Below are 26595 nucleotides of genomic sequence, written 5' to 3'. Positions count from 1 at the left end.
ACTGAACCTGATGAGATCGCCATGAAGAACGATATCCAGCTCAAGCACGATGTCGAAGAAGAACTGCAATGGGATCCGGCGGTGGATGCCAGTCGCTTTGCGGTTCAGGCCAAGGACGGCGTCGTCACGCTCTCCGGCCGCGTCGACACGTTCGCCGACAAGCATGCCGCGGAAGAGGCGATCCGGCGCGTTGCCGGCGTGACCGCGCTTGTCATCCATGTGGATGTACGGATGCCGGCGGATATGGTGCGCCCCGATGAAGACATTGCGCAGGCAATCAGCAGCGCGTTGCACTGGAATGTATCCGTGCCGGCGGATGCCATCCGCATTAGCGTCGAAGAGGGCGCCGTGACGCTGCGCGGTGAAGTCGACCAGGACTTCCAGCGCCGTGCGGCGTTGGACACGGTGCGCAGGGTGCGCGGCGTGAAGTCTGTCGCCAATGCGCTGACATTGCGCGCCGCCTCCGGGCCGGCCGATCTGAGCGATCGCATCGCAAAGGCACTGCAACGCCTGGCTGCGGTGGACGCCTCGCGCCTGAATGTTTCCGTGACGGACGGGACGGTCACGCTGTACGGGCCGCTGCGCAACCTCAACGAGTGCCGTGCGGCCCGCGAGGCTGCATGGGATGCGCCAGGCGTGCGTGCCGTCGTCGACCGCATGTGGGTAGGTTCCTAGAAGCAATCCGCTGTTCCACTGCTTTCGAAATCTTTGGAGTCCGAGATGGAAAAGAAGCTGATCGTGTACTACTCGCGTACCGGTACGGCACGTCAGGTGGCCGAGCAGATGGCTGCGCAGAGCGGATGGCAGCTTGCCGAGGTGACGGACGAGCATCCCCGCGCCGGTTTCCTCGGGGATGCGCGCTGCGTCATCGAAACCGTGTTCCATGCCCGCGCGAAGTACCGCTATGAAGGCCCGCCGCTCGATGAAGTCGAGCATGTCGTCGTGATTGCCCCCATCTGGATGGGCCACCTAGCTTCGCCCATGCGGGACTTCCTGGCCGACCAGTTGCCAGGGTCCACGCACCTGTCCGTGATCTGCGTCATGGCAGCGCGCGGGGCCTTCCGTGCAGTCGAAGAGATCATGCGGATCACCGCGACCATTCCTGCGCCCGTGCTGGCGCTGTTCCAGCGCGACGTGCTCAGCGGGTTGTCGCAGGAGGAGATGGCGGGCTTCATCGATCAGGTGAAGACCGCCGGCCGGTGGGAGCAGTCGAGGCAACGCCCCGCTTGGCTCTCGCCAACGGAAGCCTGACCTTCAACACACCGCTCGGACATTGGATCAATCGAAGGAGACTTGGCATGAGCCGCTTTACCGAGGCGCAATGGGAACGGCTGAGGAGCTTGCTCGACGAACAGGACGCACGCGTGCAGCGTCAGTTGTCCGCACTGGGGGCATCCGCGGTGCCGTTGCCGCGTGAGGCGCCGTTCGAAAACGCGGATCTTGCCGATGAAGAGGCAGGAGAGCAAACGAACGACGTCATGCTCGCCCGATATCGCAGCGAGCTGGAGCAACTGGACGCTGCACGCGAGCGCATGCAGCAGCACAGCTACGGCATCTGCGTCGATTGTGGCGAGGCGATTCCGTTTTTACGCCTGCAAGCCCAGCCGACTGCCATGCGCTGTCTGCCATGCCAAACCGCGCGCGAGCGCCGGTGGGCGTAGCAAGGCGACGCTATCTAGCAGGAGCGAGGTATGAAAAGCGATCTGGGTATCAAGCAGGACGTCAACGACGAACTGCTTTGGGAGCCCGCGGTGGATGCCGCAGCGATTGGCGTGGAAGTGGAAAACGGCGTGGTGACACTGACCGGCCACGTCCGCAGCTACATGGAGAAACTCGCTGCCGAGCATGCCGCCGAGCGTGTTGGCGGCGTGCGCGGTGTTGTGCAAAAAATTGAAGTCCGCCTGCCGGGCGCGCACACGGACGCGGACGTCGCGCAGGCAGCCCGTGCCGCGCTTGAATGGCAGGTGACCTTGCCGTCCAATCGCATCGAGGTGCTGGTCGAAAACGGCTGGGTGACGCTCTCCGGGGAGGTCGACTGGCCCTACCAGAGCGAACAGGCAGCGCATGCGGTGGGGTCATTGCGCGGTGTGGCGGGCTTGATCAACCGCTTGCGGATCAAAGCGCGCGTGGCGCCGGCCAATGTTGCCGAGCAGATCGGTGCGGCGCTCAAGCGGCATGCCGCGCGGGAAGCTGACCATATCCAGGTCTCTGTTCAGGGCGGGACGGTCACGCTCAGCGGCCACATCGGTTCCGCATCCGAGCGGCGGGCGGCCAAGGGCGCGGCATGGTCCGCACCTGGCGTGACGGAAGTCATCGATCATCTCCAGATCGCGCCGTAGTGAGGGCAGAAACAAGGCGGGGAAGCCAAGCGGGGAAACGCGGGGGAAGCAGAAACGCCGCCCAACCTGAAAAAAGGGGGGCGGCGTTCTTTTATGGGGGCGAGCCGAGCGATCAAAGCTCGGTCAGTGCGGCCCTGTCGGTCAGTTCGATGTTCTTGCCGCTCACAACGATCCAGCCTTCGCGCTGGAACCTCGACAGTGCACGGCTGACGGTCTCGAGCTGCATGCCAAGGTAGCTGCCGATTTCTTCGCGGGTCATGCGCAGCGTGAAGCTGGAGGCCGAGTAGCCGCGGTCTTGCATGCGCGAGGAGAGGTTCAGCAGGAAGGTCGCCACGCGCGCTTCGGCACTCAGCCCGGCGAGCAGCAGCATGAGCCCCGACCCGCGCACGATCTCTTCGGCCATCAATTGGTGAAGGCGATGCTGCAGCGGGCGGATGTCCTGGCACAGGTCCTCAATGCAATGGAACGGCATGGAGCAAACCGTGCTGTCTTCCAGTGCAATCGCATCGCAGCTGTGGCGATCAGTGGCGATGCCGTCGAGGCCGAGCGTTTCGCCGGGCAGCTGGAAGCCGCTGACGTGGTTTGCGCCGTTGGGGTGCGAAAGCACGGTCTTGAACGAACCCGAGCGGATGGAATAGAGCGCGTGGAAGCTGTCACCCGCGCGGAACAGTGCTTCGCCCTTGGGGATCTTGCGCCAGGTGTGCACCATCTGATCCAGCTGTTCGCGTTGTGCGGTCGGTACAGCGCTGGCGATGCAGGCCCAGTGCATCATGCAATTGGCGCACTGGCTGCTCGGGATCAGCGGCGTTGTCTGGCGGGCCTGTGTTGCGTCACGGACGAGCCGGAGCTGGGGAAGGGCAGCGGGGTGGCGGGTTTCGACGGGCGTGGGCGACTCTATCGTGCGCGGAATCATGGGGCGGCTCCGGAAGGCGGTTGTTGTGTTTGAACCACACATCCTCCGAGAGGTGGTGGGTATCCGGTCACAGCCCTCCATCAAGGCCTGATGTCCGTGAGTAGAAGTATGGGAGGCGCCGCGTTTGCGCGAAATCAGGCAGCGCTGAGATGCGCGTCGGCGTGCGCTGCGCTCTTGTCAGGGTTTCCTGACAGGCCGTGACAGGGTTTCCCGGGGGGCGCCTCCATCACACAGCCGGTATCTGCCGCCCCCGGAATAAGCTATGTTGTCTGCATTCCAGCCCTTTTTTGGTGCCCGGTGGCGGACCAAGACACTCCATCTTCGAAGGCAACGCACAGGCGACTATTGCAGTTGCAATCCACCTCAGCCGAACTTGTGGTGGGGGTGCTGGCCGTTTTGCTGCTGGCTGCAACGGTGGCTCGGTTGGCGTTCGCACTCCGGGCCGGCGATGCTCCGTTCATTTTGCTGGCCTCGGCAAGTATCGCTGCGGTTGTCGCACTGGTGTTCTATTGGCTGCGGCTCCGGAAGCTGCGCGCGGCCGTCGCGCGGGATCTGACATACCTGGAAAAGAGCGAAGCCCGGCTGGCCGGCATCATCCGCTCGTCCATGGAAGCCATCATTTCGGTCGATGACGCTCAGCGCATCGTGCTCTTCAATCCCATGGCGGAGACACTGTTCGGATGCCCCGCGCGCCACGCCATCGGCCGTCCGCTGTCGGACTTTATTCCCGAGCGGTTTCGCGGCGCACACGAAGCGCATGTGCGGCGCTTCGGCGTGACGGGCGTATCGGAGCGGCAGATGGGCAAGCAGCGCCCTCTGTTTGCTCTGCATACCGATGGGCGCGAGTTTCCGATCGAAGCATCGATTTCACAGATCGAAGTCAACGGCGGCAAGCTCTTCACGGTGATGCTGCGCGACACCACGGAGCGCGTCCGCGCGGAAGCGGCGCTGCGGCGCTCGCAGGAAGAACTCCAGCATCTGTCGGACAGCATCCTGTCCACGCGCGAGGAGGAGCGGCACCGCATCGCCCGAGAACTGCACGACGATCTTGGCCAACGTCTGAGCGCGCTCAAGATGGACATTTCTCTGCTGGCGGCCGATCTGCAGGCGGCACGGAGCGACAAGACGCTGATCGACCAGACCCAGGCAATGCAACACGTGATCGACGAGACGATCGCCGCCGTGCGGCAGATCTCGGCCGATCTTCGACCGCCGTTGCTCGACGAGCTGGGGCTTGTGCCGTCCATCGAATGGTTGGCCAAGAATTTTCGCAGCGCTTTGGGCTGGTCGTCACCGTGCGTGCCCAAGAGCTGGCGATGAACGAGCGCGCCGCCATCTCGGTCTTCCGGATCGTGCAGGAGGCACTCAACAATGTCGTGCGCCATGCCGACGCAACGCGCGTCGAGATCGAGTTCTCGCAGCAGGATGGCGTGTGGGAACTGTCCATTCAAGACAATGGACATGGCTGGAGCGGCGCACCTCCCGCGGCGGGGGAGCGCAAGCCGCTGGGGTTGCTTGGCATTCGCGAGCGCGCCCGGCTACTTGGCGGGCAAGCGACGATCACACACTCGCCAGGCGGCGGCTTCCGCTTGAACGTAAGTTTTCCGGCCGTGCACGAAACCACTGAGGAGGCGCGGACATGATTCGCGTGATGATCGCCGACGATCATGCCGTGATGCGCGATGGCGTGCGTCATATCTTGGAGCGCGCTGGAGATTTTGAAGTCGCATGCGAAGCCTCCGACGGCACGCAGGTCGTGCAACTGGTGCGCGACCATCAACCGCAGGTGCTCGTGCTCGATCTTTCCATGCCGGGGCGCAGCGGGCTCGAGCTGCTTCGTCAGTTGCATGACGATCACCCCAGGGTGCGTGTGCTGGTGTTGACCATGCACGCGGAAGAACAGTACGTGGCGCGGGCTTTTCGTGCCGGGGCCGCCGGCTACCTGACGAAGGAAAGCGCGGCGACCGAACTCGTCACCGCGCTGCAGAAGGTGGCGAACGGCGGCACCTATGTCAGTCCGCCCATGGCGGAGAAGCTCGCGCACAGCCTGGGCGAGCCCAGTGAAGAGGCGGCCCACACGCGCCTGTCCGACCGCGAGATGGAGGTCTATCGCCGCCTGGTGCGGGGCGAGCCTCTGACCGAGATCGCCACCAGCCTGTGTGTGAGCGCCAAGACGGTCAGCACCTACAAGATGCGGTTGATGGACAAACTGCAGCTCTCCAGCGAAGCCGCCCTTGTGCGTTACGCAATACGTCATCGCTTGTTCTCGGACGACGACACGCTGTAGCGCATTTCCTGCGGGACTCGGCGCGGCCTTGCGACACATCAAGGGCCGCCAGCCCCGAATCGCTATCGTTGATGCACATGCATCGGCTGGTTGATTTCACCCCGGGGGCGCGCCCCTGTCTGCCGTGCATGGCCAAACGGGAGCCATGTGCAAGCCATTCTGAAACGCAAGCGGGTGGTCGTGGGGCCGGCCGATGATGCGAGGGTCGCAGCTCGCCGCGCATACACCTGGGCGCAAGGAGATTAGCGATGCGCGGTCAACCAGGCTGGCAAGTGCTGCCCGATGTGCTGCCCGTGCATTCACCCGCCGCCGACGATCTCTCTACGTGGTCAGCGCTTGCCCCGCAAGACGTGCTGGATCGGCTCCATACCCAGGCGCACGGCCTGACACAGGACGCCGCCGCACAGCGCCTGCGTGAATACGGGCCCAACCGCGTGGCCAACGGCCATCACGAGGCTGTGCTGGTCGAGTTGGCTCGCCGCTCCGTCAATCCGCTGAACTTGCTGCTGATCTCGCTGGCGGGCGTCTCCGCGGTGCTGGGCGATGTCCGGGCGGCGGTGCTGATTGCCGTCATGGTGGTGCTGAGCGTGGTGCTCGGCTTTCTGCAGGAACATCGCTCGAACCGCGCAGCGGAAGCACTGCGCCGCATGGTGCACACAACAGCGACGGTCAGGCGCATCGGTTCCGACGGCGTCGAAGCAACCCAAGAAATCCCCATCGAGCAATTGGTGCCCGGCGATATCGTCCAGCTTTCCGCCGGTGACATGGTCCCGGCCGACTTGCGACTGCTCAGCGCGAAGGATGTGTTCGTCAACCAGTCGGCCCTGACTGGCGAAGCCATGCCGCAGGAAAAACACGCGGAGCCTTCCGACAGCCACCCTGCGGCAGATTTCGATCGCGCCAACCTGTGCTTCATGGGCAGCGCCGTGGTGAGCGGCTACGCCAAAGGCGTGATCCTGACCACGGGCCAGCGGACCGCCTTTGGCCATGTGGCCAACCTGATTGCCGGGCAACGTGTTCAGACCAGCTTCGATCGCGGCATTACGCGGTTCACGTGGCTGATGCTGACGTTGATCCTGGTGATGGCGCCCACGGTGTTTCTCATCAACGGGCTGACGAAGGGCAACTGGTTCGAGGCACTCTTGTTTGCGGTGGCCGTAGCCGTGGGCCTGACGCCCGAGATGCTGCCGATGATCGTGACGGTCAATCTGGCCAAGGGCGCCATTGCCATGTCGCGCAAGAAGGTCATCGTCAAGCGGCTCAATGCCATCCAGAATTTCGGGGCGATGGACGTGCTCTGCACCGACAAGACCGGCACGCTCACGCAAGACCGCATCATCCTCAAACATCACCTGGACTTGCGCGGCGAAGAATCCGACCAGGTGCTGGAGTATGCGTTCCTGAACAGCTTTTATCAGTCGGGCCTGAAGAACCTGCTGGACGTGGCCGTGCTCAAGCATGTGGAGCTGGAGCAGCGCCTGGACGTGCACGCGCGTTTCCAGAAGATCGATGAGCTGCCGTTTGACTTCGAGCGCAGGCGCATGTCGGTGGTGCTGGCGCAGGAAGACGGCACGCACGTATTGATCTGCAAAGGCGCGGTGGAAGAAGTGCTGGCCGCCAGTGCGCGTTACGTGAGCGGAGACGAGGCTGGGCCGTTGGAGGCGAGCCATCTCGAAGCTACGCGGCAATTGGCCGAGAACCTGAACGCCGATGGTTTCCGTGTCGTGGCCGTTGCCTACAAGGAGATGCCGCCCGAGCAAAGCCAGTACGCCGTGGCGGACGAGTCCGGGTTGACGTTGCTGGGGTATATCGCCTTTCTCGACCCGCCGCGCGATACGGCCGCGCCCGCCATTGCCGCGTTGAAGGCCAGCGGTGTGGCGGTCAAGATCCTGACGGGGGACAACGCCATTGTTGCGCGCAAGGTCTGTCGCGAGGTCGGGCTGGCCGTGGAGCCTGTCGTGCTCGGGACCGAGCTGGCCGGCATGTCGCCGGAGCAGATGGCCGACGTGGCAGAGCGCGCATCCGTGTTTGCCAAGGTGTCGCCCGCGCAGAAGGCGGCCATTGTCGAGGCGCTGCACCGCAGGGGCCACGTCGTGGGCTTCATGGGTGACGGCATCAATGACGGGCCGGCGCTCAAGGCCGCCGATGTCGGCATCTCCGTGGACAGCGCGGTCGACATTGCCAAGGAGTCCGCCGACATCATCCTGTTGGAGAAAAGCCTGGCGGTGCTGGGGGAGGGCGTGACGGAAGGGCGCAAGGTATTCGGCAACATCGTCAAGTACATCAAGATGGGCGCCAGCTCGAACTTTGGAAACATGTTCAGCGTACTGGGCGCCAGCCTGTTTCTGCCTTTTCTGCCGATGGCACCCGTGCAGGTGTTGCTCAACAACCTGCTATACGACTTCTCGCAAACCGCCATCCCGACTGACAACGTGGACGACGACTACCTCGTCAAGCCGCGGCGGTGGGAGATCGGCAGCATCCTGAAGTTCATGCTGTGCATGGGCCCTGTCAGTTCGCTGTTTGACTTTGCAACGTATGCGCTGCTGCTGGGGGTGTTTCACGCGTGGGGGAGTCCGGCGCTTTTCCAGTCGGGGTGGTTTGTTGAGTCGCTGCTTACGCAGACACTCATCATCCATATCATTCGCACGGGCAAGGTGCCCTTCGTGCAAAGCCGGGCAAGTACCGCGCTGGTGCTGACGAGCCTAGCCATTGCGTGCGTGGGCGTTGCCATGCCGTTGACGCCAGTCGGCGCACTGTTCGGTTTTGTGCCGCTGCCGCTTGCCTACTGGCCCTGTCTGGTGGCGATCGTGCTGGTCTACGGCGTGTGCGCCTACATGATGAAAGCGTGGTACGTGCGCAGGTACGGTCTTGATTGAGCCGGGCGTGTCAGCCCGCCTGGCGCTCGGTTTGCGGGGCAGCGCCCAACGCAGCACGCACTTCAGCGTCTTCCACTTGAGGAAAATCGGCGTAATACATGCCGACCGCGCGGAAGCCCTGCGGCGCGTAGAGGCAGATCACTTCATCGGCGAGGGGGCGGATGTCTTCCAGGCTGTCCGGTGCCGCCACAGGAACGGCGCAGATGAGGCGTTGCGGATGGCGCTGGCGTATGGCGTGGAGTGCTGCCTTCATTGATGCCCCGGTTGCCAGCCCATCGTCGACCACGATCACGACGCGTCCTTCTACGTCATACGGACCGCGGTTCGGGGTATAGAGCGCACGGCGTCGGCGGATGACATCCATCTGTTCGGCGCTTTCCTGTGCGAGGTATGTGGTGTCTGCGCCAATGCGTCTTGCATAGGGTGCGGTGTAGGTCCAGCCGCCTTCTTCGACGGACCCCACTGCCAGTTCCGGGTTGAATGGCGCGCCCAGCTTGCGGACCAGCACCACATCGAGCTGACCTCCAAGTGCGGTTGCGATGAGAGCGCCCATGGGAACCGCGCCCCTGGGGATGGCCAATACCAAGGGATGCACGCCCCTGTACTGCTCCAGCGCCTGTGCCAGCATGCGCGCTGCATCCAATCGATCTTTGAACCGCATGGCGCTACCTCGTATGTCGGTGGGGTTGGGTCGCTGCACCCAGGTGACGGGCAAACCATGCGCGCGCCAGCTCGGCAACATGTTCCAGCGCGCCGGCCTCTTCAAAAAGGTGCGTTGCGTGGGGCACTGTCTCCAGGGCTTTTTCGCATTGCATCTGGCTCAGCGCCTGACGGTTGAGATCAAGAACATCCAAATCGGCGGCCCCCACAATCAGCAGGGTCGGGCAGGCAAGCGTGCTCAGCGCACGTTGGCCAGCAAGATCCGGGCGACCGCCGCGGCTGACGACCGCTTCGATCGCGCACGCGTCGTCCTGCTCCGACGCTGCCAGGATCGCCGCTGCGGCGCCCGTGCTGGCGCCGAAATACCCGAGTCGCAGACTGCGTTCGCGCGCGATGCTCCGTACCGCGTGTGTAGCTGTCTGCAGACGACGCGCCAGAAGGCCGATGTCGAACCGGCACGATGCGTGTGACGCCTCGTCGGCACTCAACAGATCGAACAGCAGCGTGCCCACGCCGGCGGCGTGGAGCTGATCAGCCACATACCGGTTGCGCGGGCTCAGCCGCGAACTGCCGCTGCCATGCGCAAAGATGACCAGGCCGGTGGCGTTGCCGGGGCAGTCAAGGGTGCCTTCCAGGACTGCCTCATCCGCCACGATGTCCATGCTGAGAGAAAGCGGTTCGGCGTTCATGGAGCGGATATCCGGAAGTGAGGCGCAGCCAGCCGGCAGGTGCGCTACGTGTTTGGTGCTGGCTGGGCACTACCGAGGTTCGTCGATCAGGCGGCCTGTTGAGCCCTTGCCTTTGCGGTGCGTGCCAGTCCGTTCTTCTTCGCTTCGGAGTCGGGCAGGGCCATGAGGTTGAAGCTGTCGAAGAACGCCTTCAGCGAATCGGACGACGCGGCAAACAGCTGGGAAGAAGAGGTTTGCCCTTCGGGTTGCTGCATCTGCTGGGTCCACTCCGTCATTCGACGCAAGGAGGCGGCTTGCAGCTTATTCGTGAACTCGGCCCACGTTTTCAGCGCGTTAGCCCCGTGGCTCGATTGCATCTTCATGAAGATGCTGTTCGCAGCGGTCAGCGATGTCCAGTCATGCGTGCCGCTCAGTTCATGTTCCAGTTCACGCACATCTTCCAGCACGGCCTCGGCGAGCTTCAGGCGGAAATGGGCCAGGTCGATTTGCGCCTCGAGCATGAAGCTGGCGGTGCGGCTCATTTCGCGCAGAGCGGCGCATGCCAGGTTGCAGGCCATATCAGCAGGTTGTTGCATTACGTTCTCCGGTGGGGTCTTGGCGGACAGGTGAGCGGGCCGCCGAATGGGGAATCCATATGCAGCGTAGGCCCTCTGCGGCTGGGTGCGTTGACGTGGCGCAAACAGCCGGCCGCGCGTGAAGCGCCATCGCTTTGGTGCTTCGTTTCAGGGCATTTGCTTGCCTGAGCCAGCCGGAGGAATGCACTGCCCTGTGCCCCTGAGATGAGGCACCACGTTGGATATCTCACAAGGAATGACATGTGCCCGCTCCTGCGCGTTGAGTGGCTCCTGCGTGGTGATCTGAGCGTCCAGCACGCCCAGATCTGCCTCGGATGCATCGTGCCCGCCGCGCATGCGATGGCGGATGCGCTTACGCAGCGTGTCGACGTCGGCAACGCAGTCCGCGATGCCCACCGCCACGCTCAGCCGCCGGCCCAGCGAGAAAAAGCGTCGGCGCTGATGCTCGGCCAGGAACGTGGCGTCCGCAATCATCGGAAAACCAGCGTCTGCACCGAGCTTGCAGATCGCGGCCAGGCGTCGATAGGTACGCTCGAGCGCACGCGGCAGATAGCGATCGGCAGGGCCGGCATACCGAACGCGTTGGCGTTCGACATCGGAGCGCACGCGGATCATCGCTTCCGCTTCGGCAAGCTGTGCGGCACGCGTGGATTTTCCACTGCCGGAAAGACCGTGCATGAGGACAATGCACGCGTCGTTTCGGCAGAGCAGCTTGTGGGACAGGTCGAGCATGCGGCGTGCCTCGGCGCGTGGCTTGGCGCCCAGATCCGGGGTGCTGTCCAGCTGACGGGCGCGTTCGAGCAGTACGCGAGCGCGCACGAGTGCACGCATCGATGCGTAGAAGGGCAGAACTGCCAACCCGCCATAGTCGCCGCATCGTTCGAGATAGCGGTTGATGAATCGATACGCCAGCCCGTCCAGACCTGTGGCGAGCAAATCCATGAACAGGAACGCGGCGTCGTAGATGGTGTCGATCCACCGCAGTGAGGCTGAGAATTCCAGACAGTCGAACGGGGTCGGCTGGCCGTCGATCAAGACGATGTTGCCCAGGTGCAGGTCGCCATGGCATTCGCGGATGTGGCGACTGCGTCGGCGTGACGCGAATGTCGCTTCGAGGCGGTCGGTCTGTCGACGAAGCTGCGATACCGTGGCTTGGGCCAGCGCTGGTTCTGTGCTTAAGGCAATGACTCCGGCTGCGCAATCCTCGAGTGTGTGGCGAATGGCTGAGGGCGTTCCATCCTCTGAACCCGCACTGGCGACCGGCGCGGAGGCGTGGAAGTCTGCAATCAGGTCGGCCAGCGCGTCGACTTCTTCTGGGCCGAGCCGCCGGTCACGCGCCACCGCACAGAGTACGTCTTGCTGGGCGAACCGCCGCATGCAGACGGCGTATTCATCAGGCACCCCTTGCCCGTTGATGCGGATGGCGCCCGTGGCCGGATCGCGCGAAATCGGCACCACGCCAACGTATAGCGCGGGGGCGAGGCGACGGTTGAGACGGCACTCTTCCTCGCAATCGATTTGCCGCGCGCGGAGCGTCGAAAAGTCGACGAAATCGAGCTTGACTGGCTTGCGCACCTTGTACGCAAACGCTCCGGCCAGGAAGACCCACGACAGATGCGTTTCGATCATCTGCAGATCGGTGGCGGGGTGCGGATACGCAGCGGCCTCAAGCATGCGGCTGACGAACGCTTCCGCTGCCTGCGTGCTTGGAATGGTGGCGGCTTGTTCGGCCATACGCGGGTTTCATCTCCGGACATTGAACATCAATATCGCGCGCATGCCGACATGCGCCCTGACGCAGATCAACGTGCGCGCAGGGCGGTTGCCTAGCATGGAGTCATCGTCTTCCTTGGGGACTCCCATGAAAGCGCTCGTCTACGAAGGGCCCGGCAAGATCACCCTGGCCGACAAGCCGAAACCGGAGGTGCAGTCGCCGGGCGACGCCGTCGTGCGTGTCACGTTGACGACGATCTGCGGTACCGATCTGCACATCATCAAGGGCGACGTGCCGACCTGCGAGCCTGGGCGCACCTTGGGCCACGAAGGCGTGGGCGTGGTGGAGTCGGTTGGCGCGGCCGTGACATCGCTGCAGCCGGGGGACCATGTGCTGATCTCCTGTATTTCGTCGTGCGGAAAATGTGCGAACTGCCGGCGCGGCATGTACTCGCATTGCGAGACGGGCGGCTGGATCCTGGGCCACCGCATCGACGGCGTGCAGGCCGAGTACGTCCGAATTCCGCATGCGGAGACGAGCCTGTACAAACTGCCGCCTGGCGTTGACGAGGAGGCGCTCGTCATGCTGTCGGACATCTTCCCCACCGGATTCGAATGTGGCGTGCTGAACGGCCGTGTTCAGCCCGGCAACAGCGTGGCGATCGTGGGTGCAGGCCCCATCGGGCTGGCTTCGCTACTGACGGCGCAGTTCTACTCGCCGGCGCAGATCATCATGATTGACACGAATACCGCGCGGCTGGAAGTGGCGGGCCGGCTGGGCGCGACCGCGTGTATCGATGTCTCGAGTGAAGATGCCGTAGCCGCCGTGAAGCGGCTGACAGATGGCGTGGGCGTCGATTGTGCAATCGAGGCGGTGGGCGTGCCCGCGACGTTCGAGCTCTGCCAGCAACTGGTTGCGCCGGGTGGCGTGATTGCGAACATCGGCGTGCATGGCGTGAAGGCAGACCTGCATCTGGAAACGTTGTGGAGCCAGAACATCGCCATCACCACGAGGCTGGTCGATACGGTCAGCACACCGATGCTCCTCAAAACGGTGCGCGCGGGCAAGCTGCTGCCTGGGCAGCTCATTACGCACCGCTTCAAGCTCGATGACATCCTCGCCGCCTATGACACCTTCCGCAACGCCGCGAAAACACAGGCGCTCAAGGTGATCATCTCCGCCTAGATGGCGACACATGTTCGGTGACTTTTCAGCTCTGTGAGGTGGATGCCATGAGTGCGGCGATGCTCCTGTCTTACGACCCTGTGCAACATCTGCTGCCGCAGCCCACATCCCATGCTGCGCCGGCAACCATAGCGCTGGCGCCGCCGCTATTGGATGGCGGCAACATGTTGGCGGCGGCGCTTGCCAAGCGGAAAAGCGTGCGGGATTTCGCACCCACGCCGCTATCGCTGCAGCAACTGAGCGACTTGCTATGGGCGGCGAATGGCATCAATCGGCCGGAAACCGGCGGGCGCACCGCGCCTTCTGCGCATGGCCTGAACGAGATCGACATCTACGTCGCGCTGCCTGAAGGCGTCTACGAATACGAACCTGGCGCGCACCGCCTGCGCCTCAAGCACGCCGTGGACGCGCGCAACCTCACGGGGTACCAGGATTTTGTGGGGAGGGCCCCGCTGGATCTGGTGTACGTCGTGAACCATGCGCGTGCGGACCAGATGCCCGAAGCCGTGCGCGACACCTTTTGCGGCGTAGCGGCCGGTGCGATCTCGCAGAACGTGTCGCTCTACTGTGCCGCGGTCGGGCTGGGCTGTGTGGTGCGCGGCTGGCTCAACCAGCGCCTGCTGGCAGAGGCCTTGTCGCTCAACGAAGACGAGGTACCGGTGCTGGCGCAGACAGTCGGCCACCCGGCCGCTTAGCGATGAGGTATGACATGAGCCACGCAAGTCGTCTTTTGCAACGCTGCCTGTTCGCCGCATTGGCGTTGGCTGCCAGCGCGCACGCCGGTGCAGCCGGGCCAGATGCAGCGGCGGCTCCGGAAGTCCGCTTCCAGAACGAGATCGCCTATGTGTCCGGCGGCGTGGGAAGCGACGAGCGCGACACCCTGCACGCGATGGCGCGTCGTTTCAACGTGCGGCTGAACGTGGTGTCGGCCAGAACCGGCGAGGCGCTGTCGGACGTGGATGTGTCGGTTGCGGATGATCGCGGCAAGCTGCGTTTGCGCGTGCGCACGGAGGGCCCGCTTCTGTATATGCGCTTGCCCCGCGGGCACTATCAGATCACGGCCGCATATCGCGGAGCGATGCAAACGCTGGGCGTTCGCGCAGGCGCGCAGCCCGTCGATGCGGTCGTGCGGTTGCATATCGAGCCTGGCGCAGACGAGTGGCTGCTGTGCAAGCGCGGCTGCCCGCGCGCTGGCGCGCGTCCGGCAACGCGATAAGGCCGTCATGACAACACATCGCACTGCGCTCATCACCGGTGGCATGGGCGGCCTGGTCCAGGCCATTGCCATCCGTCTTCATGAGCAAGGGCACCGGATTGTGGTCACCCATTCATTGGGCAATACGCATGCGATCGCATGAGTAACGCGTGCGCACGCCAACGATCCGTCAGGACTGTGGCGAGCGTTTGCCGTTGGCCTCCACCAGCATGCGCTCCACGTGCGTGAACGCTTCGTGAAGCGCGACGTAGGGGTCTTCGTGGGACGTATTGCTGGACACATGCGTCTGATGCGGCGCAAACACGTGGACGTGCACGTCGAACGGCTTGCCCTTGTGCTGATGCTTGGCCCCTACGGTAAGGCTGACACGGCAGCGTTCCAGATCGCCACGAATACGCGTCAAGCGGTCTGCACGGTCGATAACGGCCTCTTCGACGGCCTTGGAATGCGCAACACCCTGGAAAGAAATATCGACTGGAAGACTCATGGTTAGGCTCCGGTGGGTCTGGTGGGGGAGTGGACATCGATGCGTTCATTGTTGATCGCATGATTTCCGGCACCTTGACTCGGATCAAACCGTTTGGCCCGGCAGGCGACATGTTGCAGTGCAGAGACAGGCCGGCCGAGGTGATGCCTCCCGCCCGGCGTCACATGGTCCGCTTCAACGGCGGACGCAGCGTGTCGAGCGGGTGCGCATTGACGACGGTCTCTACGCGCACAGACGGCGTCCGTGGCGTCCGTCGGGGCCAAACCAAACGCGGCTACTTCGTCTGGTTTCCGCCGTCCGTATAAGCGTCACGCTTGCCCTTTGCGCCTTCTGTGTATGGATCGAACTTGCCGCTCCTCGATCCTTCTGTGTACGGGTCGCGCTTCGCCTGCTTGGCGCCGTCCGTATAAACGTCACGCCTGCCCTTTGCGCCTTCCGTGTAAGGGTCGAACTTGCCGCGCCTTGATCCCTCTGTGTACGGGTCGCGCTTGGCATGTTTGGCGCCTTCCGTATAGGGGTCGCGTTTGCCCTTTGCGCCCTCTGTGTACGGATCGAACTTGCCGCGTCTCGATCCCTCTGTATACGGATCGGGCTTGGCTTGTTTTGCACCCTCCGTGTAGGGGTTGATTTTGTCAGTCCCCTGTCCGTTGTCGCTCTGCGCCGAGCCGGTCTTCGTTTGTGCGTACACCGATGTGGACGCTGCCGCGATGACGAGCACCGCCATCATGAGTTTTCCGCGCATTTTTTTCTCCTGCAAACAATCCAGTCGATCCAATGGTTTCCGTCTACCGCGTGTGCGTGGCGACGGCTATTTCAAGAATAGGCACCTGTGAGACAGCCTCGTTGACAGGAATCAAGCTCCTCTTCACCGTCGACGCGTGCCTGGCACATCGCTTCCTGGCGTGCGTATCTTCTTTCGCGACGACGAGCCGTCAGGCGCCTTGCGCGCGCCTGGACGCGGCGTGCGTTTGGAGCGGCGGTTGGGCTTGCGTAGCCGATGCGGCGATTACGTTGAAGGTGTTGACCAACGTCTGCCAGGAGTCGAGAGAGGCGATCCACAGTTGTGCTGGGGACGCAGCCGTCCCCGGTCGATGTTGGAACTGATCGTGCCATTCGGTGGCCTGCCGAAGATATGAGCGCTGTGCATCGTTGAGCAGATCGGTCCATTGGCGAACAGCGTTGGCGCTTTGGTTCGCTTGCTGCTTCATGTATGCGCTCTGTGCCGAAGCCAGCGCACTCCAGTCTTTGACTGTGTCCAGCTGACCCTCCAACTTGGACAGATTCTCCAGCGCCGTTTCGGCCATCTTGACGCGAAGGCGCGCGAGTTGAAGTTGGCTATCGACGAAGAACTCGGCTGCGCGGCTGGCGTCGCGCATGGTGGCGCAGGCGAGATTGCAGGCTGCATCAGTGGGCTGTGGCATCACGATCTCCGGTTGACATGACTGCAGGGTAGGCACTTCGTCATTGCCGGAATTGACCTGACGCAAATCTCCAGATCGGCGTCGCATGGGCCTCTGATGGCACGGCGTTCCTCACGCGGTTTGCTGCCAGGGCTGAAAACCCGAAAGAAAGCGCGGTCAAGGAACTTGAGAACGCCATCCGCAAGGCCGCGTTGCGCGGTACCGCATGACGCAAGCAGCGGCGGAGGTGCTCATACACATGTCCATGCCCGGCAGGCCGCAATCATGTCGATGGATACGGCCACCGGTGGGCGAGTGGCGCGAGCAGTATTGCGTTGTTGAGGCACGTCAAAACGCTGGACGTAGCGCAAATTAGGCTAATAGGTCAGGTCGCTTTGGTGCCGCATTGCTGTTGAATGCGATCAAGGAAGCCGTGAGGCGGTTTGCCGTCAGGCCCAACGGTCTTCCATGCAGCGTCGAAAGGTGCAAGTGTGAGATTGGCTTCTGAGTCGAGCCGAGCCGCTTTGCGGCCCCTATTTCGCGCACGTCGAGGTGGAGGAGCAGGGGCATGAGCTTGCAACGGACCGGGCGTCGGACCTGGATGTACGTGTCGCGCTTCTCAATGCCCTGCAAGACATGCATGACATGGTGAGGGGCGCTGGATCAAAACGCCGATGTGCCGCCTGAACAACGGCTGACCGCTGTGCCTCCTGGAGGTGTGCAATGCCGGAAATCGTCACGCTGACGGTCAATCCCGCAATCGATATCGCCACGTCGGTGGAGCGCTTGACGGATACGCACAAGATGCGCTGCACGCCGGCCCGCTGTGACCCAGGAGGCGGCGGCATCAACGTCGCCCGCGTCGTCCATCGCCTGGGCGGCGATTGCCTGGCCATCTACCTAGCTGGCGGTCCGATGGCTGAGCGATTAGAGAGCCTTCTATCGGCAGAGGGCCTGTCATTCGTCGCCCTTGGGATTGAAGGCGAGACGCGTGAGAACTTTTCCGTGACGGAACTGTGCAGCCACCGCGAATTCCGTTTCGTCATGCCTGGGCCGGTCGTTTCGGAAACCGAATGGCACCGCTGCCTGGCGTATCTCGATGCGCTGCAACCTGCGCCGCGCTACCTTGTGCTCAGCGGAAGCCTGCCGCTCGGGGTTGCCGACGATTTCTACGCACGCATCATTGATCAGGCCCGGGCGCGTGGCAGCCGCGTCGTGCTGGATGCCTCGGGGCCGGCATTGCGTGTTGCGTTGCCGCATGCGCCATACCTGATCAAGCCCAGCCTGAACGAGCTTCGCCAACTGACCGGGCGCGCGTTGGACACGGAGGCGGATTGCATGCGGACTGCCCAGGAGATCGTCCGAAATGGGCACGCGCATGCGGTTGCGCTCACTCTGGGTGCGGGCGGCGCCATGCTTGTCACACAGGAGGAGATGGTTCGTGCCGGTGCCGTCGCAACGTCATTGCTCAGCACGATTGGGGCGGGCGACAGCTTCGTGGGCGGAATGGTGTGGGCGCTCAACCGCGATGCGGGCATGCGAGAGGCATTTCGGTACGGCATGGCTGCCGCAGCAGCGGCGTTGGGCCATGCGGGGACCGAACTCGGCAGCGCCGCGGAGATCGAGCAGCGCTTCGCAGCGGTCTCATTGTCTTGAGGTGCGCTTGCTTCGGCTCGGTTTTCGGCAGCGTAAAAGTTCGATCTGCTAATGCGGCTGTTTCGCAGGCAGCGGAGACGAAGCGCCCAAAGGGGAACCCGCCTCCGATTTCGGGGCCGGCATTGGCATCACGTTTCCAGTCAGGATCATGTCGAGGTCGTGGCGGTCAACTACCTCCTTGTCCAGCAGCGTGCGCGCCAGCGCTTCCAGTCTCGAGCGCTGGGCTTCCAGCGTGGCTTTCACGCGCGCGCTGGCATCGGACAACACTTTGCGCACTTCCGCATCGATCATCTGCGCTGTGTCTTCGCTGTACTGCTTGCGCTCGCGCTGCATCAGGCCTGCGCCGGCAAGGAGGGGGTTCGGCGTCTGCTCGTAGGTCGCCAGGCCAAGCTGTTCGCTCATTCCAAACTGGGTAATCATCTGCCGCGCCATGTCCGTTGCGCGTTGCAAGTCGTTCTGCGCACCGGTCGACACGTCGTGGTACACGATCTGCTCGGCAACGTAGCCGCCCAGCAGCACGTCGAGGCGGTCGAGCAACTCGCTCCGCTTGAGAAGGTAGCGGTCCTCGGTCGGGGTCTGCTGCGTGTAGCCGAGTGCGGCGATACCTCGCGGAATGATCGACACCTTCGAAACGCGATCGGCCAGCGGTCGATGCTCGGCCACGATGGCATGCCCGGCTTCGTGGTAGGCGATCGTCTCCTTTTCCGTGGCGTTCATCACGCGGTTCTTCTTCTCCAGGCCGCCCACGATGCGGTCAAGCGCCTCGTCAAAGTCGATGGTCTCCACCGCGGCTTTGCCTTCGCGCGCGGCAAGAAGCGCCGCCTCATTGACGAGGTTGGCCAGGTCGGCACCCGCAAAGCCCGGCGTCCGGGCGGCGATCTTGCTGAGGTCCACATCGGCCCCGAGCGTGACGTTTTTGGCGTGGACCTTGAGGATCTGCTCCCGCCCCTTGAGGTCCGGCCGGTCCAGCGCGATATGGCGATCGAACCGGCCTGGACGAAGCAGAGCGGGGTCGAGTATTTCGGGCCGGTTCGTGGCGGCCATGATGATGACGCCCTTGTTGCTGTCAAAACCGTCCATCTCGACCAGAAGCTGGTTCAGCGTCTGCTCGCGCTCTTCATTGCCGCCAACGACGTTGAACGCGCGCGTCTTGCCCAGGGCATCGAGTTCATCGATGAAGATGATGCAGGGCGCCATGGATTCAGCCTGACTGAACAGGTCGCGCACGCGCGCCGCACCCACGCCGACGAACATCTCGACAAATTCCGACCCGCTCATGCTGAAGAAGGGCACAGCCGCTTCACCGGCGACTGCCTTGGCAAGCAGCGTCTTGCCGGTGCCGGGCGCGCCCACAAGCAACACGCCCTTCGGAATCCTGCCGCCCAGGAGCTGATACCGCAGAGGCTCTTTCAGAAAGCTCACGATTTCCGACAGCTCGTCCTTGGCCTCGTCGATGCCGGCAACATCGGCAAAGGTCACCCCCGTTTCCTTTTGCATGTAGACCTTTGCCTTGCTCTTGCCGATTTCCATCAGCCCGCCGGCCGCGGCCCCGCCCATGCGCCGGATGAGAAAGCTCCAGACAGCGAAGAACAGTAGCGCAGGCACAACCCACGAGAGCAGCGTGCTCAGCCATTTGTTGTCAGGCCGACCGACGAAGCGCACCTTGGCAGCCTCCAGTTCCTGAACAAGGGCCGGGTCATTCACACGAAGCGTCTGGAACGGATGGTCGCCTTTGGCCGTGCGGCGGATGAGATCGATCTGCTGCTGCGTCAGCAACGCCTCGACACCCTCCGTCGAGAAGGTGCCGGTGATGTCCTGCTCGCCAATGGCGACGTCCTTGATCTTGCCGGCGTGCAGCAGGGCCTTGAAGTCGCTGTAGGGGAGGGTGTCCGTCTGCTCGGACATGAACAGCGCCTGGAACGCCAGCATGCTCAACGCGACGATGACGGCGTACCAGAGTGAAAATCTCTGCTGCTGCGGCTTCATGCTCTCTTTCACGATTTCACCTTCGCATGGTCGTGCGTCATCTGGCGTCCCGATCGAACCTTGATGTTCGTGCCTGGGCCGGAAAGACGGTTGATGCGGATCAACCCCTGCGCAGGTCGTCGTTGGACGCTCAGCGGCGTGCCTGCGATGGCGGAAACAGCCTCCAGCACCCCGCGCGGTGACGGAAGAAGATGATGACAAGCGGGCGGGCCGATGTTGTCAGTTCGGCCCGTACGCAGCCGCAGTCGACGCCGGGGCAATGCAGGCGCGAGATGCGCAGATTCGGTGCGTCGAGCAGGCCAAACCACTTGGTCACCAGCTCGCGCAACGTGGTTTCGTATTGGGGCATGGTGCGATTCGCCGTCATGCGGCCTGGGTCGGCTGCTGGGCAGTGCGCCATTCGGCGGACAGTGCCAGCAGCATCAGCTTGAACAGCATGCGCGCAGCCCGCACGGGGCTTTTCAGGCAGGCCTGCACCTGTGCGCTGCGGCATTCGCCGAACAGGCACCAGGAACAGAAGTGCTCACAGTTGTTGGTCAGCAGTCGGTAGTTGCGTTCCCCAAGGCGCGACCCCGCACGGCGGGCGACCTCTTCGCCGTCGTAGCAGGGGCTGGCGTCGCACTGGATGGTCACCGCAAAACCGCATGCAAAGCACGCAATGGAGATGCGCTCCACCGGGCCACGGCGCTGATGGCGAGAGAAGCCTGCGTAGTGAATCACCTGCCCATTGCCGACATAGATGCCGTGGTGGCGGTATCCATCGCGGCCCGCTACAAGGTGCGCGCCTACCGGAAGCACAGCATCGAAAGCGGCGAGATCGTGCGGTTCATCCCACTGGGCGATGCACTCGATGTTCTGGCTCATGGCGCGCTCCGTTGTACTGGCTGGGCGTTGTCGTATTCCGGGGCGAATCGACAAGGCGCTGCTTGCTTGTTGGCGTGTCACCAGTATTGGCAGCGCATTCGCCGGCGTCATGCAGGCTGCGCTGAGAATGCTGTCGGAGCGGCGGGTTCCCATGTCAGGAAAGCCTGACACCGGGGGCGGTACCTCGGAAGCGATGTGCTTGATACGAGCCGCGCGACGCCCGGTCCGACGCCTGCCGTGCGCCGCCGTTGATCTGCCGCAAGGCGCTCCGAAACTGTCGTGCCACGATGAATGTGCTCACCCCGAGATCCCGGGGACCACTCATCAGGAGGCAGTCATGAGTCAACTCAAGCGTTATGACCCGTTCGCCATTGAGCCGGTCGGCGACATCTTCCAAGGGCTTCTGCGCTCGTTTCGCGGCGGGATGGACGGTGCGTTGCCGTTCAAGGTGGACGTGACGGAGTCGGACAAGGCCTACAACGTGGTCGCAGAAATCCCGGGCGCGAAGAAGGAAGACATTGACGTGACAGTCGATCGCGGCACGGTCATGATCTCGGCCAAGGTGGAACGCAACTCCGAAGAGAAGGAAGGCGAACGCGTCATCCGCAGCGAGCGCTACAGCGGCGCCATGCAGCGCATGTTCACGCTCGATGCGGCCGTCGACGAAAGCAAGGTCGATGCGACATACGAGAACGGGCTGCTGCGCGTGACCCTGCCCAAGAAGGAAGCGTCGCCGCAGCAGCGCGTGACGATTCGCTGAGTGTCAGGGGCGATCGCATGCGGCTGCAATTTCTCGGCGCGACCGACACGGTGACGGGCTCCAAGTACGTGCTTGAGACCGGCGGGCGCCGGGTCATGGTCGACTGCGGGCTGTTTCAGGGCTACAAGTCGCTGCGTCTGCGCAACTGGGACAAGCTCGCCGTCAACCCGCACCACATCGATGCGGTTGTGCTCACGCATGCCCATATCGACCACAGCGGCTACCTGCCGCTGCTCGTGCGCAATGGCTTTCATGGTCCGGTCTATTGCACGAAGGGCACCGCCGAACTGTGCAACATCCTGCTGCCTGACAGCGCTCGGCTTGCGCAGGAGGATGCGCAGTACGCGAATGCCGAAGGGTTCTCGCGTCATCACCCGGCCTTGCCGCTCTACGACGAAAAGGACGCCGCCCGGGCATTGCGGCGTCTGCATCCCGTTGACTATGGCGAGCGTTTTCCCGTTGCGGAGGGCGTGGAAGCGGAGTTCCACCGTGCAGGGCACATCATCGGTGCGGCCACGGCGACATTGTTCGCGGAGGGCCGTCGCGTCGTCTTTTCCGGCGACCTCGGCCGACAGATCGACCCCGTCATGCGCCCACCCGAGCCCATTGCCGAGGCCGATACCCTGCTGGTCGAATCCACCTATGGCGACCGCGTGCACCCGGAGGGCGACCCGCTGGATGCACTCCAGCAGGTTGTGCAGCGGACCATCGGGCAGGGCGGCACGCTGCTGATTCCCGCCTTTGCGGTCGGGCGCACGCAAGAGCTTCTGTATTGCCTCTACGTGCTGATCCGCGAACGTCGAATCCCGCATGTGCCGATCTACCTCGATAGCCCGATGGCCGAACTGGCGACCGAGGTATTTGCGCGCCATGTCGACGACCTGCATATCGGCGCCTCCGACTGTCAGGCGGCCTGCGCGTTGGCCGTCCCGGTGCAGAGCCCTGAACAGTCCAGACATCTGGGCAGCGATCGCGCGCCCAAGATCATTCTTGCCGCAAGCGGCATGGCCACGGGCGGGCGGGTGCTGCATCACCTGAAGAGTTTTGGCGGGGGTAAGCGCAATGCCATCCTGATGTCGGGCTTCCAGGCGGCCGGCACGCGGGGCGCGGCGCTGCTGGCCGGCCAACGGGCCTTGCGCGTGCACGGACGCGAGGTGGCCATCCGGGCCTCGGTCGAGCAAATCCAGAATCTGTCCGCCCACGCGGATGCCAATGAACTGATGGCCTGGCTGCGCGGCTTTACGCGACCGCCACGGCAGACCTTCATCGTGCATGGCGAGCCGGCCGCCAGTGACGCCTTGCGCCAGCGCATCGAGCACGAACTGCAGTGGCCCGTTCGCATGCCTGAGTATCGCCAGTCCTACGATCTGGAGGGCGCATGACCGCCCCGGCCGTTGGTCTGGACCCGCAGCGCCTGCTGATCGCCATGCCGGGCTGCGACACCGCCGCCATGCGGCTTGCCATCCCGCTGAGCGCGGAATTGGGCCACGCCGCCGTGAGCCACTTTCCGGACGGTGAGTCCTATGTGCGGCTTTACACGCCTGTGCACGGGGCGGAAGTGGCCATTGTCTGCACACTCGATCATCCCGACGAGAAGCTGTTGCCGTTGCTCTGGCTGGCGATTGCGGCACGCCAGGGCGGGGCGCGTCGTGTTGGCCTGATTGCACCGTATCTGCCGTACATGCGGCAGGACGTCATCTTCAATGCGGGCGAGATTCGCGCTGCGGAACACTTTGCGGCCCTGCTCAATGGCGTGTTCGACTGGCTCGTCACGGTGGATCCGCATCTGCATCGCATCGCGCATCTGTCGGATGTCTATCGCATGCCGACGGTCGCCGTGGAAGCCGCGCCTGCCATTGCCGCATGGATCCAAGCGCATGTGCAAGCGCCGTTCCTGATCGGGCCCGACGACGAAAGCCGGCAGTGGGTGGAGCAGGTAGCCGGTCTTTGCAACGCCCCATGGGCGGCGCTGACCAAGACGCGACACAGTGCGTGGCACGTGGAATTTGCAGAGTTGCCAGATATTCCACCGCGGTGTGTGCCGGTGCTTGTGGACGACATCATCTCCACCGGGCGCACGATGCTCGCGGCTGCGAATCTGCTGCAGCGCGCCGGCAAGTCTCGGCCGGTTTGCGTTGGCGTGCATGCCGTGTTCGCCGCCGACGCGTACAGCCAGCTTTGTGCGGCCAGCGCAGAGGTGGTCACGTGCGACACCATCCCCCACCCCTCGAACGAGATCGCATTGACAGCGCCGCTGGTCGACGCCGTTTCAAGCATGTTCGATTTACCCCTGCCGTCGAACAAGCGGGTGCTTGTTTGATCAGGGCGCTTTCGTATTTGGAGGCCATCATGAAAGAGATCCGGTTCCTGCCTGACGAGCCGGCCTACTGTGCAGCGGGGCCGCGTCTGCAATGCCGCGCGTCGGTCGATGGCAGCTCCGCAAGCTACGCGATCACGGCCGAGGCACTCGAAGACCATTTCGGTGCGCGCTCCTGCCGGTCGGATGATCTGCTCGCCGCGTTCAATGTGCATCGCGGCGATATCGAAAATGTCGCACGCATGCTGTTCGAGCAAACCGGCTCCAAGGAGATTACGCTGCACAGCGGGCACTTCCGCTTCGCCGGCTGACGTGGCCGTCATGAGCTCCCACTCCATGCCCGCGGTCGACGCCGCCGTTGTGCCACAGGGATGCCTCAGCTTCAAGGCGCTTGGCATTGACACGTGGCAGGAGCACGTCATCTACATGCACCCGGACAGCGCGATCTGCCGGTCGGAAGGCTTTACCGCGCAAGCCCGCGTGGAAGTCCAGATCGGGCTGCGATCGACGATCGCCACGCTGAACCTGGTCGGGTCGGAGCTGCTGGAGAAGCATGAGGTGAGCCTCTCGGCCGCCGCGGTGGATGCGTTGATGGCGCGCCCGGGGGACGAGGTCTGCGTCAGGCATGCGCCGTCGCTCGAGTCGCTGCGTGCCTTGCGGACCAAGATCTACGGTGGGCATCTGGACGCCAGGCAGCTGCACGAGATCATTGCGGACATTTCGAACGAGCGCTATGCCGATGTCCATATCGCAGCCTTCCTGAGTGCCTGCGCATCGGGCCGCATGACTATCAAGGAAACCATCGATCTCACACAGGCGATGGTCGACTCGGGCGAGCGCCTGCAGTGGGATCGCGCCGTCGTGGCAGACAAGCACTGCGTGGGCGGGTTGCCTGGCAACCGCACGAGCCCCATCGTGGTAGCCATCTGTGCGGCGGCGGGGCTGCTGCTGCCCAAAACGTCGTCACGCGCCATCACCTCGCCGGCAGGCACCGCAGACATGATGGAAACGCTCACGCGCGTCAACCTGACTGCTGCGGAACTGCGATGCGTGGTAGGGCAGGTCGGGGCATCGCTTGCGTGGGGCGGGGCGCTGAGCCTCAGCCCGGCGGACGACGTGCTGATTCGCGTGGAAAGGGCGCTCGATGTCGACAGCGATGCCCAGTTGGTGGCGTCCATTCTCTCCAAAAAGATCGCGGCCGGGTCGACCCATGTGTTGATCGACGTGCCCGTGGGCCCAACGGCGAAAGTGCGCAGTGTCGAAGACCTCGAGCGCCTGGAACTGCTGCTCAAGCGCGTGGCCCAGGCGTTTGATGTGCAGGTGTTGATGGTGCGCACGGATGGTGCACAACCTGTTGGCCGCGGGATCGGCCCCGCGCTGGAAGCGAGAGACGTTCTTGCCGTGCTGCAGCGTTCTCCTACGGCGCCGTTCGACTTGCGGGAGCGGTCCCTATTGCTGGCCGGCGCGTTGCTGGAGTTCTGCGGCGCTGCTGTTGCCGGAACGGGGCTCGACATGGCAAGCGGCTTGCTGGACAGCGGTGCTGCGTGGCGGAAGTTCGAAGCGATCTGCGAGGCGCAGGGCGGCTTGCGCATCCCCGGCGAAGCCGTCTTCCGCCGAGACGTAGTTGCCGATCGAAATGGCGTCGTCACGAACATCGACAACCGCCACCTTGCCCGCATCGCAAAGCTTGCGGGCGCGCCGATGCGTCAAGTCGCGGGGGTGGAAATCCATGTGCGACTGCGGGATCAGGTGAGTGTTGGGCAGCCGCTGTTCACCATCCACGCGCAGGCCTCGGGCGAGCTGGAGTATTCGTCGGCCTACGCGATGACGCATGCTGTGGTGGATTTATCCCCGATGGGAATCGTTTGATCTTGATTGCACATTGTTGGTGGCTCGGCGCCGTCAAATGAAAGGCACATTGCGTTACAATCCGCGCATGCCACGTGCGACTGCAAGCCTCTCGCTTCGGGCAATGCTGCTGTTGACCATCGTGTTGATGCAGCTGCTCAGCCCGCTTCTGCACGGCCATCTCGGAACACCGAAACAATTTGGCCTGCACGTGCACACCGCACTTCCTGCTGCGGTTGATTCTCATTTCGTACCCATCTCGTTTGTCCATCGACCTCGTGCTGAAACGTCGGCCACGACGGATCTCCATGGCCTGGCATTGACGAGTCAGGAACCCTTCGAGGTGGATGTCGAGCCCGCCATGGGACCGGCGGACCTTGCCGCCTTTCTTTGGGCAGCGGCGGCCGCTGGCGTTTCTGCGCTGACGTTCCTCCTCCTTGCGGCGCTTGCTCGCGCCGCTGCACTGCGTCCCGCCTATCGGCCAACGCCCGTTCGAGCGCGCTGGCGGGATCGCATCAACCGGCCGCCTCCGTCCCAAGCACCTCCGCTGCAGTCCTGATCCGTACCCGGTTGACGGCCGGCGTGCGCGTGACTCCGCAGCTTGTTGACTTGCAACAAGCCCTTCGTGTCTGCATTGGCGATGATGAATGTGTCAGAAGCGCTGTCTTTTGCCGCATTGCGCACGCCCAACGCTACACGGCGGTAGCAACTCCGCATTCCATTGGCCATCCACCGCAAGCGTTTGTCGCTCGCGTCGCATGCAAGCGCTGAGCGACGGTTGATCTTTAGGTTGCTCCGCGTATGCGACGCAATCAGGGGT

General features: G+C 63.5%; 27 protein-coding genes and 2 pseudogenes. 18 read left to right on the top strand and 11 right to left on the bottom strand.

From position 1 onward, the window contains the following. The first annotated feature begins 21 nt into the window (after positions 1-21). The 4 genes from FUT88_RS17805 to FUT88_RS17790 are packed head-to-tail and all read left to right on the top strand — an operon-like array spanning position 22 to position 2339. Positions 22-675, top strand: a complete 654-nt coding sequence (locus tag FUT88_RS17805) for a BON domain-containing protein (RefSeq protein WP_147217072.1) — start codon at positions 22-24, stop codon at positions 673-675. Between the two features lie 45 nt (positions 676-720). Beyond that, positions 721-1251: a flavodoxin family protein gene (locus FUT88_RS17800; protein WP_147217071.1), complete on the top strand. Its 531-nt coding sequence runs from the start codon at positions 721-723 to the stop codon at positions 1249-1251. A 47-nt stretch (positions 1252-1298) separates the two neighbouring features. Next, entirely contained in the window at positions 1299-1661 is a 363-nt protein-coding gene (locus FUT88_RS17795) for a TraR/DksA family transcriptional regulator (protein ID WP_147217070.1), read from the top strand. 30 nt (positions 1662-1691) lie between these two features. Further along, positions 1692-2339, top strand: a complete 648-nt coding sequence (locus tag FUT88_RS17790; RefSeq protein WP_147217069.1) for a BON domain-containing protein — start codon at positions 1692-1694, stop codon at positions 2337-2339. Between the two features lie 112 nt (positions 2340-2451). On the opposite strand, the gene FUT88_RS17785 is transcribed toward FUT88_RS17790, so the two are convergent. After that, positions 2452-3252, bottom strand: a complete 801-nt coding sequence (locus FUT88_RS17785; protein ID WP_147217068.1) for a helix-turn-helix domain-containing protein — start codon at positions 3250-3252, stop codon at positions 2452-2454. 255 nt (positions 3253-3507) lie between these two features. Between FUT88_RS17785 and FUT88_RS17780 the strand changes: the two are divergent. The 3 genes and pseudogenes from FUT88_RS17780 to mgtA all read left to right on the top strand — a co-directional run bounded on the left by FUT88_RS17780 (position 3508) and on the right by mgtA (position 8418). Beyond that, positions 3508-4895: pseudogene (locus tag FUT88_RS17780) on the top strand (PAS domain S-box protein). Further along, complete coding sequence (locus FUT88_RS17775; RefSeq protein ID WP_147217067.1) at positions 4892-5539, top strand: response regulator transcription factor; 648 nt, start codon at positions 4892-4894, stop codon at positions 5537-5539. The pseudogene FUT88_RS17780 and the gene FUT88_RS17775 overlap by 4 nt, the downstream one beginning before the upstream one ends. A gap of 248 nt (positions 5540-5787) precedes the next feature. Then, on the top strand, positions 5788-8418 hold the full coding sequence (gene mgtA / locus FUT88_RS17770; RefSeq protein ID WP_147217066.1) for a magnesium-translocating P-type ATPase: 2631 nt from the start codon (positions 5788-5790) through the stop codon (positions 8416-8418). A gap of 10 nt (positions 8419-8428) precedes the next feature. Here mgtA and FUT88_RS17765 read toward each other — a convergent pair whose 3' ends face one another. The 4 genes from FUT88_RS17765 to FUT88_RS17750 all read right to left on the bottom strand — a co-directional run bounded on the left by FUT88_RS17765 (position 8429) and on the right by FUT88_RS17750 (position 12076). Next, positions 8429-9079 (bottom strand): phosphoribosyltransferase, encoded by a 651-nt coding sequence (locus FUT88_RS17765; protein WP_147217064.1) that lies wholly within the window; start codon positions 9077-9079, stop codon positions 8429-8431. A gap of 4 nt (positions 9080-9083) precedes the next feature. Beyond that, positions 9084-9767 carry a dienelactone hydrolase family protein gene (locus tag FUT88_RS17760; protein WP_147217062.1) on the bottom strand — a complete coding sequence of 228 codons (684 nt, stop codon included), beginning with the start codon at positions 9765-9767 and terminating at the stop codon, positions 9084-9086. A gap of 86 nt (positions 9768-9853) precedes the next feature. Then, a complete protein-coding gene (locus tag FUT88_RS17755) occupies positions 9854-10342 on the bottom strand; it encodes a hypothetical protein (protein ID WP_147217060.1) in 489 nt (162 codons plus the stop codon). Between the two features lie 147 nt (positions 10343-10489). Then, positions 10490-12076: an AAA family ATPase gene (locus FUT88_RS17750; RefSeq protein ID WP_147217058.1), complete on the bottom strand. Its 1587-nt coding sequence runs from the start codon at positions 12074-12076 to the stop codon at positions 10490-10492. Positions 12077-12203: 127 nt separating this feature from the next. On the opposite strand from FUT88_RS17750, the gene FUT88_RS17745 reads away from it, so the two are divergent. From FUT88_RS17745 to FUT88_RS26455, 4 genes and pseudogenes are all read left to right on the top strand, one after another. Then, positions 12204-13241, top strand: a complete 1038-nt coding sequence (locus tag FUT88_RS17745) for a zinc-dependent alcohol dehydrogenase family protein (RefSeq protein WP_147217056.1) — start codon at positions 12204-12206, stop codon at positions 13239-13241. A gap of 47 nt (positions 13242-13288) precedes the next feature. Further along, positions 13289-13936, top strand: coding sequence for a SagB/ThcOx family dehydrogenase (locus FUT88_RS17740; protein ID WP_147217054.1), 648 nt, complete (start codon positions 13289-13291; stop codon positions 13934-13936). A gap of 14 nt (positions 13937-13950) precedes the next feature. Then, complete coding sequence (locus tag FUT88_RS17735) at positions 13951-14457, top strand: hypothetical protein (RefSeq protein ID WP_147217052.1); 507 nt, start codon at positions 13951-13953, stop codon at positions 14455-14457. Positions 14458-14464: 7 nt separating this feature from the next. Continuing rightward, positions 14465-14590: pseudogene (locus FUT88_RS26455) on the top strand (beta-ketoacyl-ACP reductase); the annotation flags it as partial. 36 nt (positions 14591-14626) lie between these two features. On the opposite strand, the gene FUT88_RS17725 reads toward FUT88_RS26455, so the two are convergent. From FUT88_RS17725 to FUT88_RS17715, 3 genes are all read right to left on the bottom strand, one after another. Next, the gene (locus FUT88_RS17725; protein ID WP_147217050.1) at positions 14627-14944 is read right to left on the bottom strand and encodes an HPF/RaiA family ribosome-associated protein; all 318 of its coding nucleotides are present in this window, start codon (positions 14942-14944) and stop codon (positions 14627-14629) included. A 274-nt stretch (positions 14945-15218) separates the two neighbouring features. Then, positions 15219-15686, bottom strand: coding sequence for a hypothetical protein (locus FUT88_RS17720; RefSeq protein ID WP_147217048.1), 468 nt, complete (start codon positions 15684-15686; stop codon positions 15219-15221). A gap of 190 nt (positions 15687-15876) precedes the next feature. Further along, a complete protein-coding gene (locus tag FUT88_RS17715; RefSeq protein WP_261797208.1) occupies positions 15877-16431 on the bottom strand; it encodes a hypothetical protein in 555 nt (184 codons plus the stop codon). A gap of 636 nt (positions 16432-17067) precedes the next feature. Between FUT88_RS17715 and FUT88_RS17710 the strand changes: the two genes are divergently transcribed. After that, positions 17068-18000 carry a 1-phosphofructokinase family hexose kinase gene (locus tag FUT88_RS17710; RefSeq protein WP_147217046.1) on the top strand — a complete coding sequence of 311 codons (933 nt, stop codon included), beginning with the start codon at positions 17068-17070 and terminating at the stop codon, positions 17998-18000. A 48-nt stretch (positions 18001-18048) separates the two neighbouring features. Here FUT88_RS17710 and ftsH read toward each other — a convergent pair whose 3' ends face one another. The 3 genes from ftsH to FUT88_RS17695 all read right to left on the bottom strand — a co-directional run bounded on the left by ftsH (position 18049) and on the right by FUT88_RS17695 (position 20850). Then, on the bottom strand, positions 18049-19986 hold the full coding sequence (ftsH, locus tag FUT88_RS17705; RefSeq protein ID WP_147217136.1) for an ATP-dependent zinc metalloprotease FtsH: 1938 nt from the start codon (positions 19984-19986) through the stop codon (positions 18049-18051). Between the two features lie 130 nt (positions 19987-20116). Beyond that, positions 20117-20335 carry a hypothetical protein gene (locus FUT88_RS17700; protein ID WP_147217044.1) on the bottom strand — a complete coding sequence of 73 codons (219 nt, stop codon included), beginning with the start codon at positions 20333-20335 and terminating at the stop codon, positions 20117-20119. A 14-nt stretch (positions 20336-20349) separates the two neighbouring features. Next, positions 20350-20850 (bottom strand): lecithin retinol acyltransferase family protein, encoded by a 501-nt coding sequence (locus FUT88_RS17695; RefSeq protein WP_147217042.1) that lies wholly within the window; start codon positions 20848-20850, stop codon positions 20350-20352. A gap of 337 nt (positions 20851-21187) precedes the next feature. Here FUT88_RS17695 and FUT88_RS17690 point away from each other — a divergent pair, with 337 nt between their 5' ends. Genes FUT88_RS17690 through FUT88_RS17665 form a run of 6 tightly spaced genes read left to right on the top strand, consistent with a single transcriptional unit; the run spans position 21188 to position 26334 of the window. Continuing rightward, complete coding sequence (locus FUT88_RS17690) at positions 21188-21610, top strand: Hsp20/alpha crystallin family protein (RefSeq protein ID WP_147217040.1); 423 nt, start codon at positions 21188-21190, stop codon at positions 21608-21610. Between the two features lie 17 nt (positions 21611-21627). Beyond that, the gene (locus FUT88_RS17685; protein ID WP_147217038.1) at positions 21628-22992 is read left to right on the top strand and encodes an MBL fold metallo-hydrolase RNA specificity domain-containing protein; all 1365 of its coding nucleotides are present in this window, start codon (positions 21628-21630) and stop codon (positions 22990-22992) included. Next, a complete protein-coding gene (locus FUT88_RS17680) occupies positions 22989-23930 on the top strand; it encodes a ribose-phosphate pyrophosphokinase (RefSeq protein ID WP_147217036.1) in 942 nt (313 codons plus the stop codon). The genes FUT88_RS17685 and FUT88_RS17680 overlap by 4 nt, the downstream gene beginning before the upstream one ends. Before the next feature lie 29 nt (positions 23931-23959). After that, entirely contained in the window at positions 23960-24238 is a 279-nt protein-coding gene (locus FUT88_RS17675) for a DUF1488 domain-containing protein (RefSeq protein ID WP_147217034.1), read from the top strand. 10 nt (positions 24239-24248) lie between these two features. Continuing rightward, a complete protein-coding gene (locus tag FUT88_RS17670) occupies positions 24249-25796 on the top strand; it encodes a thymidine phosphorylase family protein (RefSeq protein WP_147217032.1) in 1548 nt (515 codons plus the stop codon). Next, positions 25759-26334 (top strand): hypothetical protein, encoded by a 576-nt coding sequence (locus FUT88_RS17665; RefSeq protein ID WP_261797207.1) that lies wholly within the window; start codon positions 25759-25761, stop codon positions 26332-26334. Before FUT88_RS17670 ends, FUT88_RS17665 begins: the two co-directional genes overlap by 38 nt. The last annotated feature ends 261 nt before the right edge of the window (positions 26335-26595 follow it).

It is taken from the genome of Ralstonia sp. TCR112, from assembly GCF_007997035.1.
In the GTDB taxonomy this organism is placed as follows: domain Bacteria; phylum Pseudomonadota; class Gammaproteobacteria; order Burkholderiales; family Burkholderiaceae; genus Ralstonia; species Ralstonia edaphi.
This window is presented reverse-complemented; position numbering and strand designations above follow the sequence as displayed.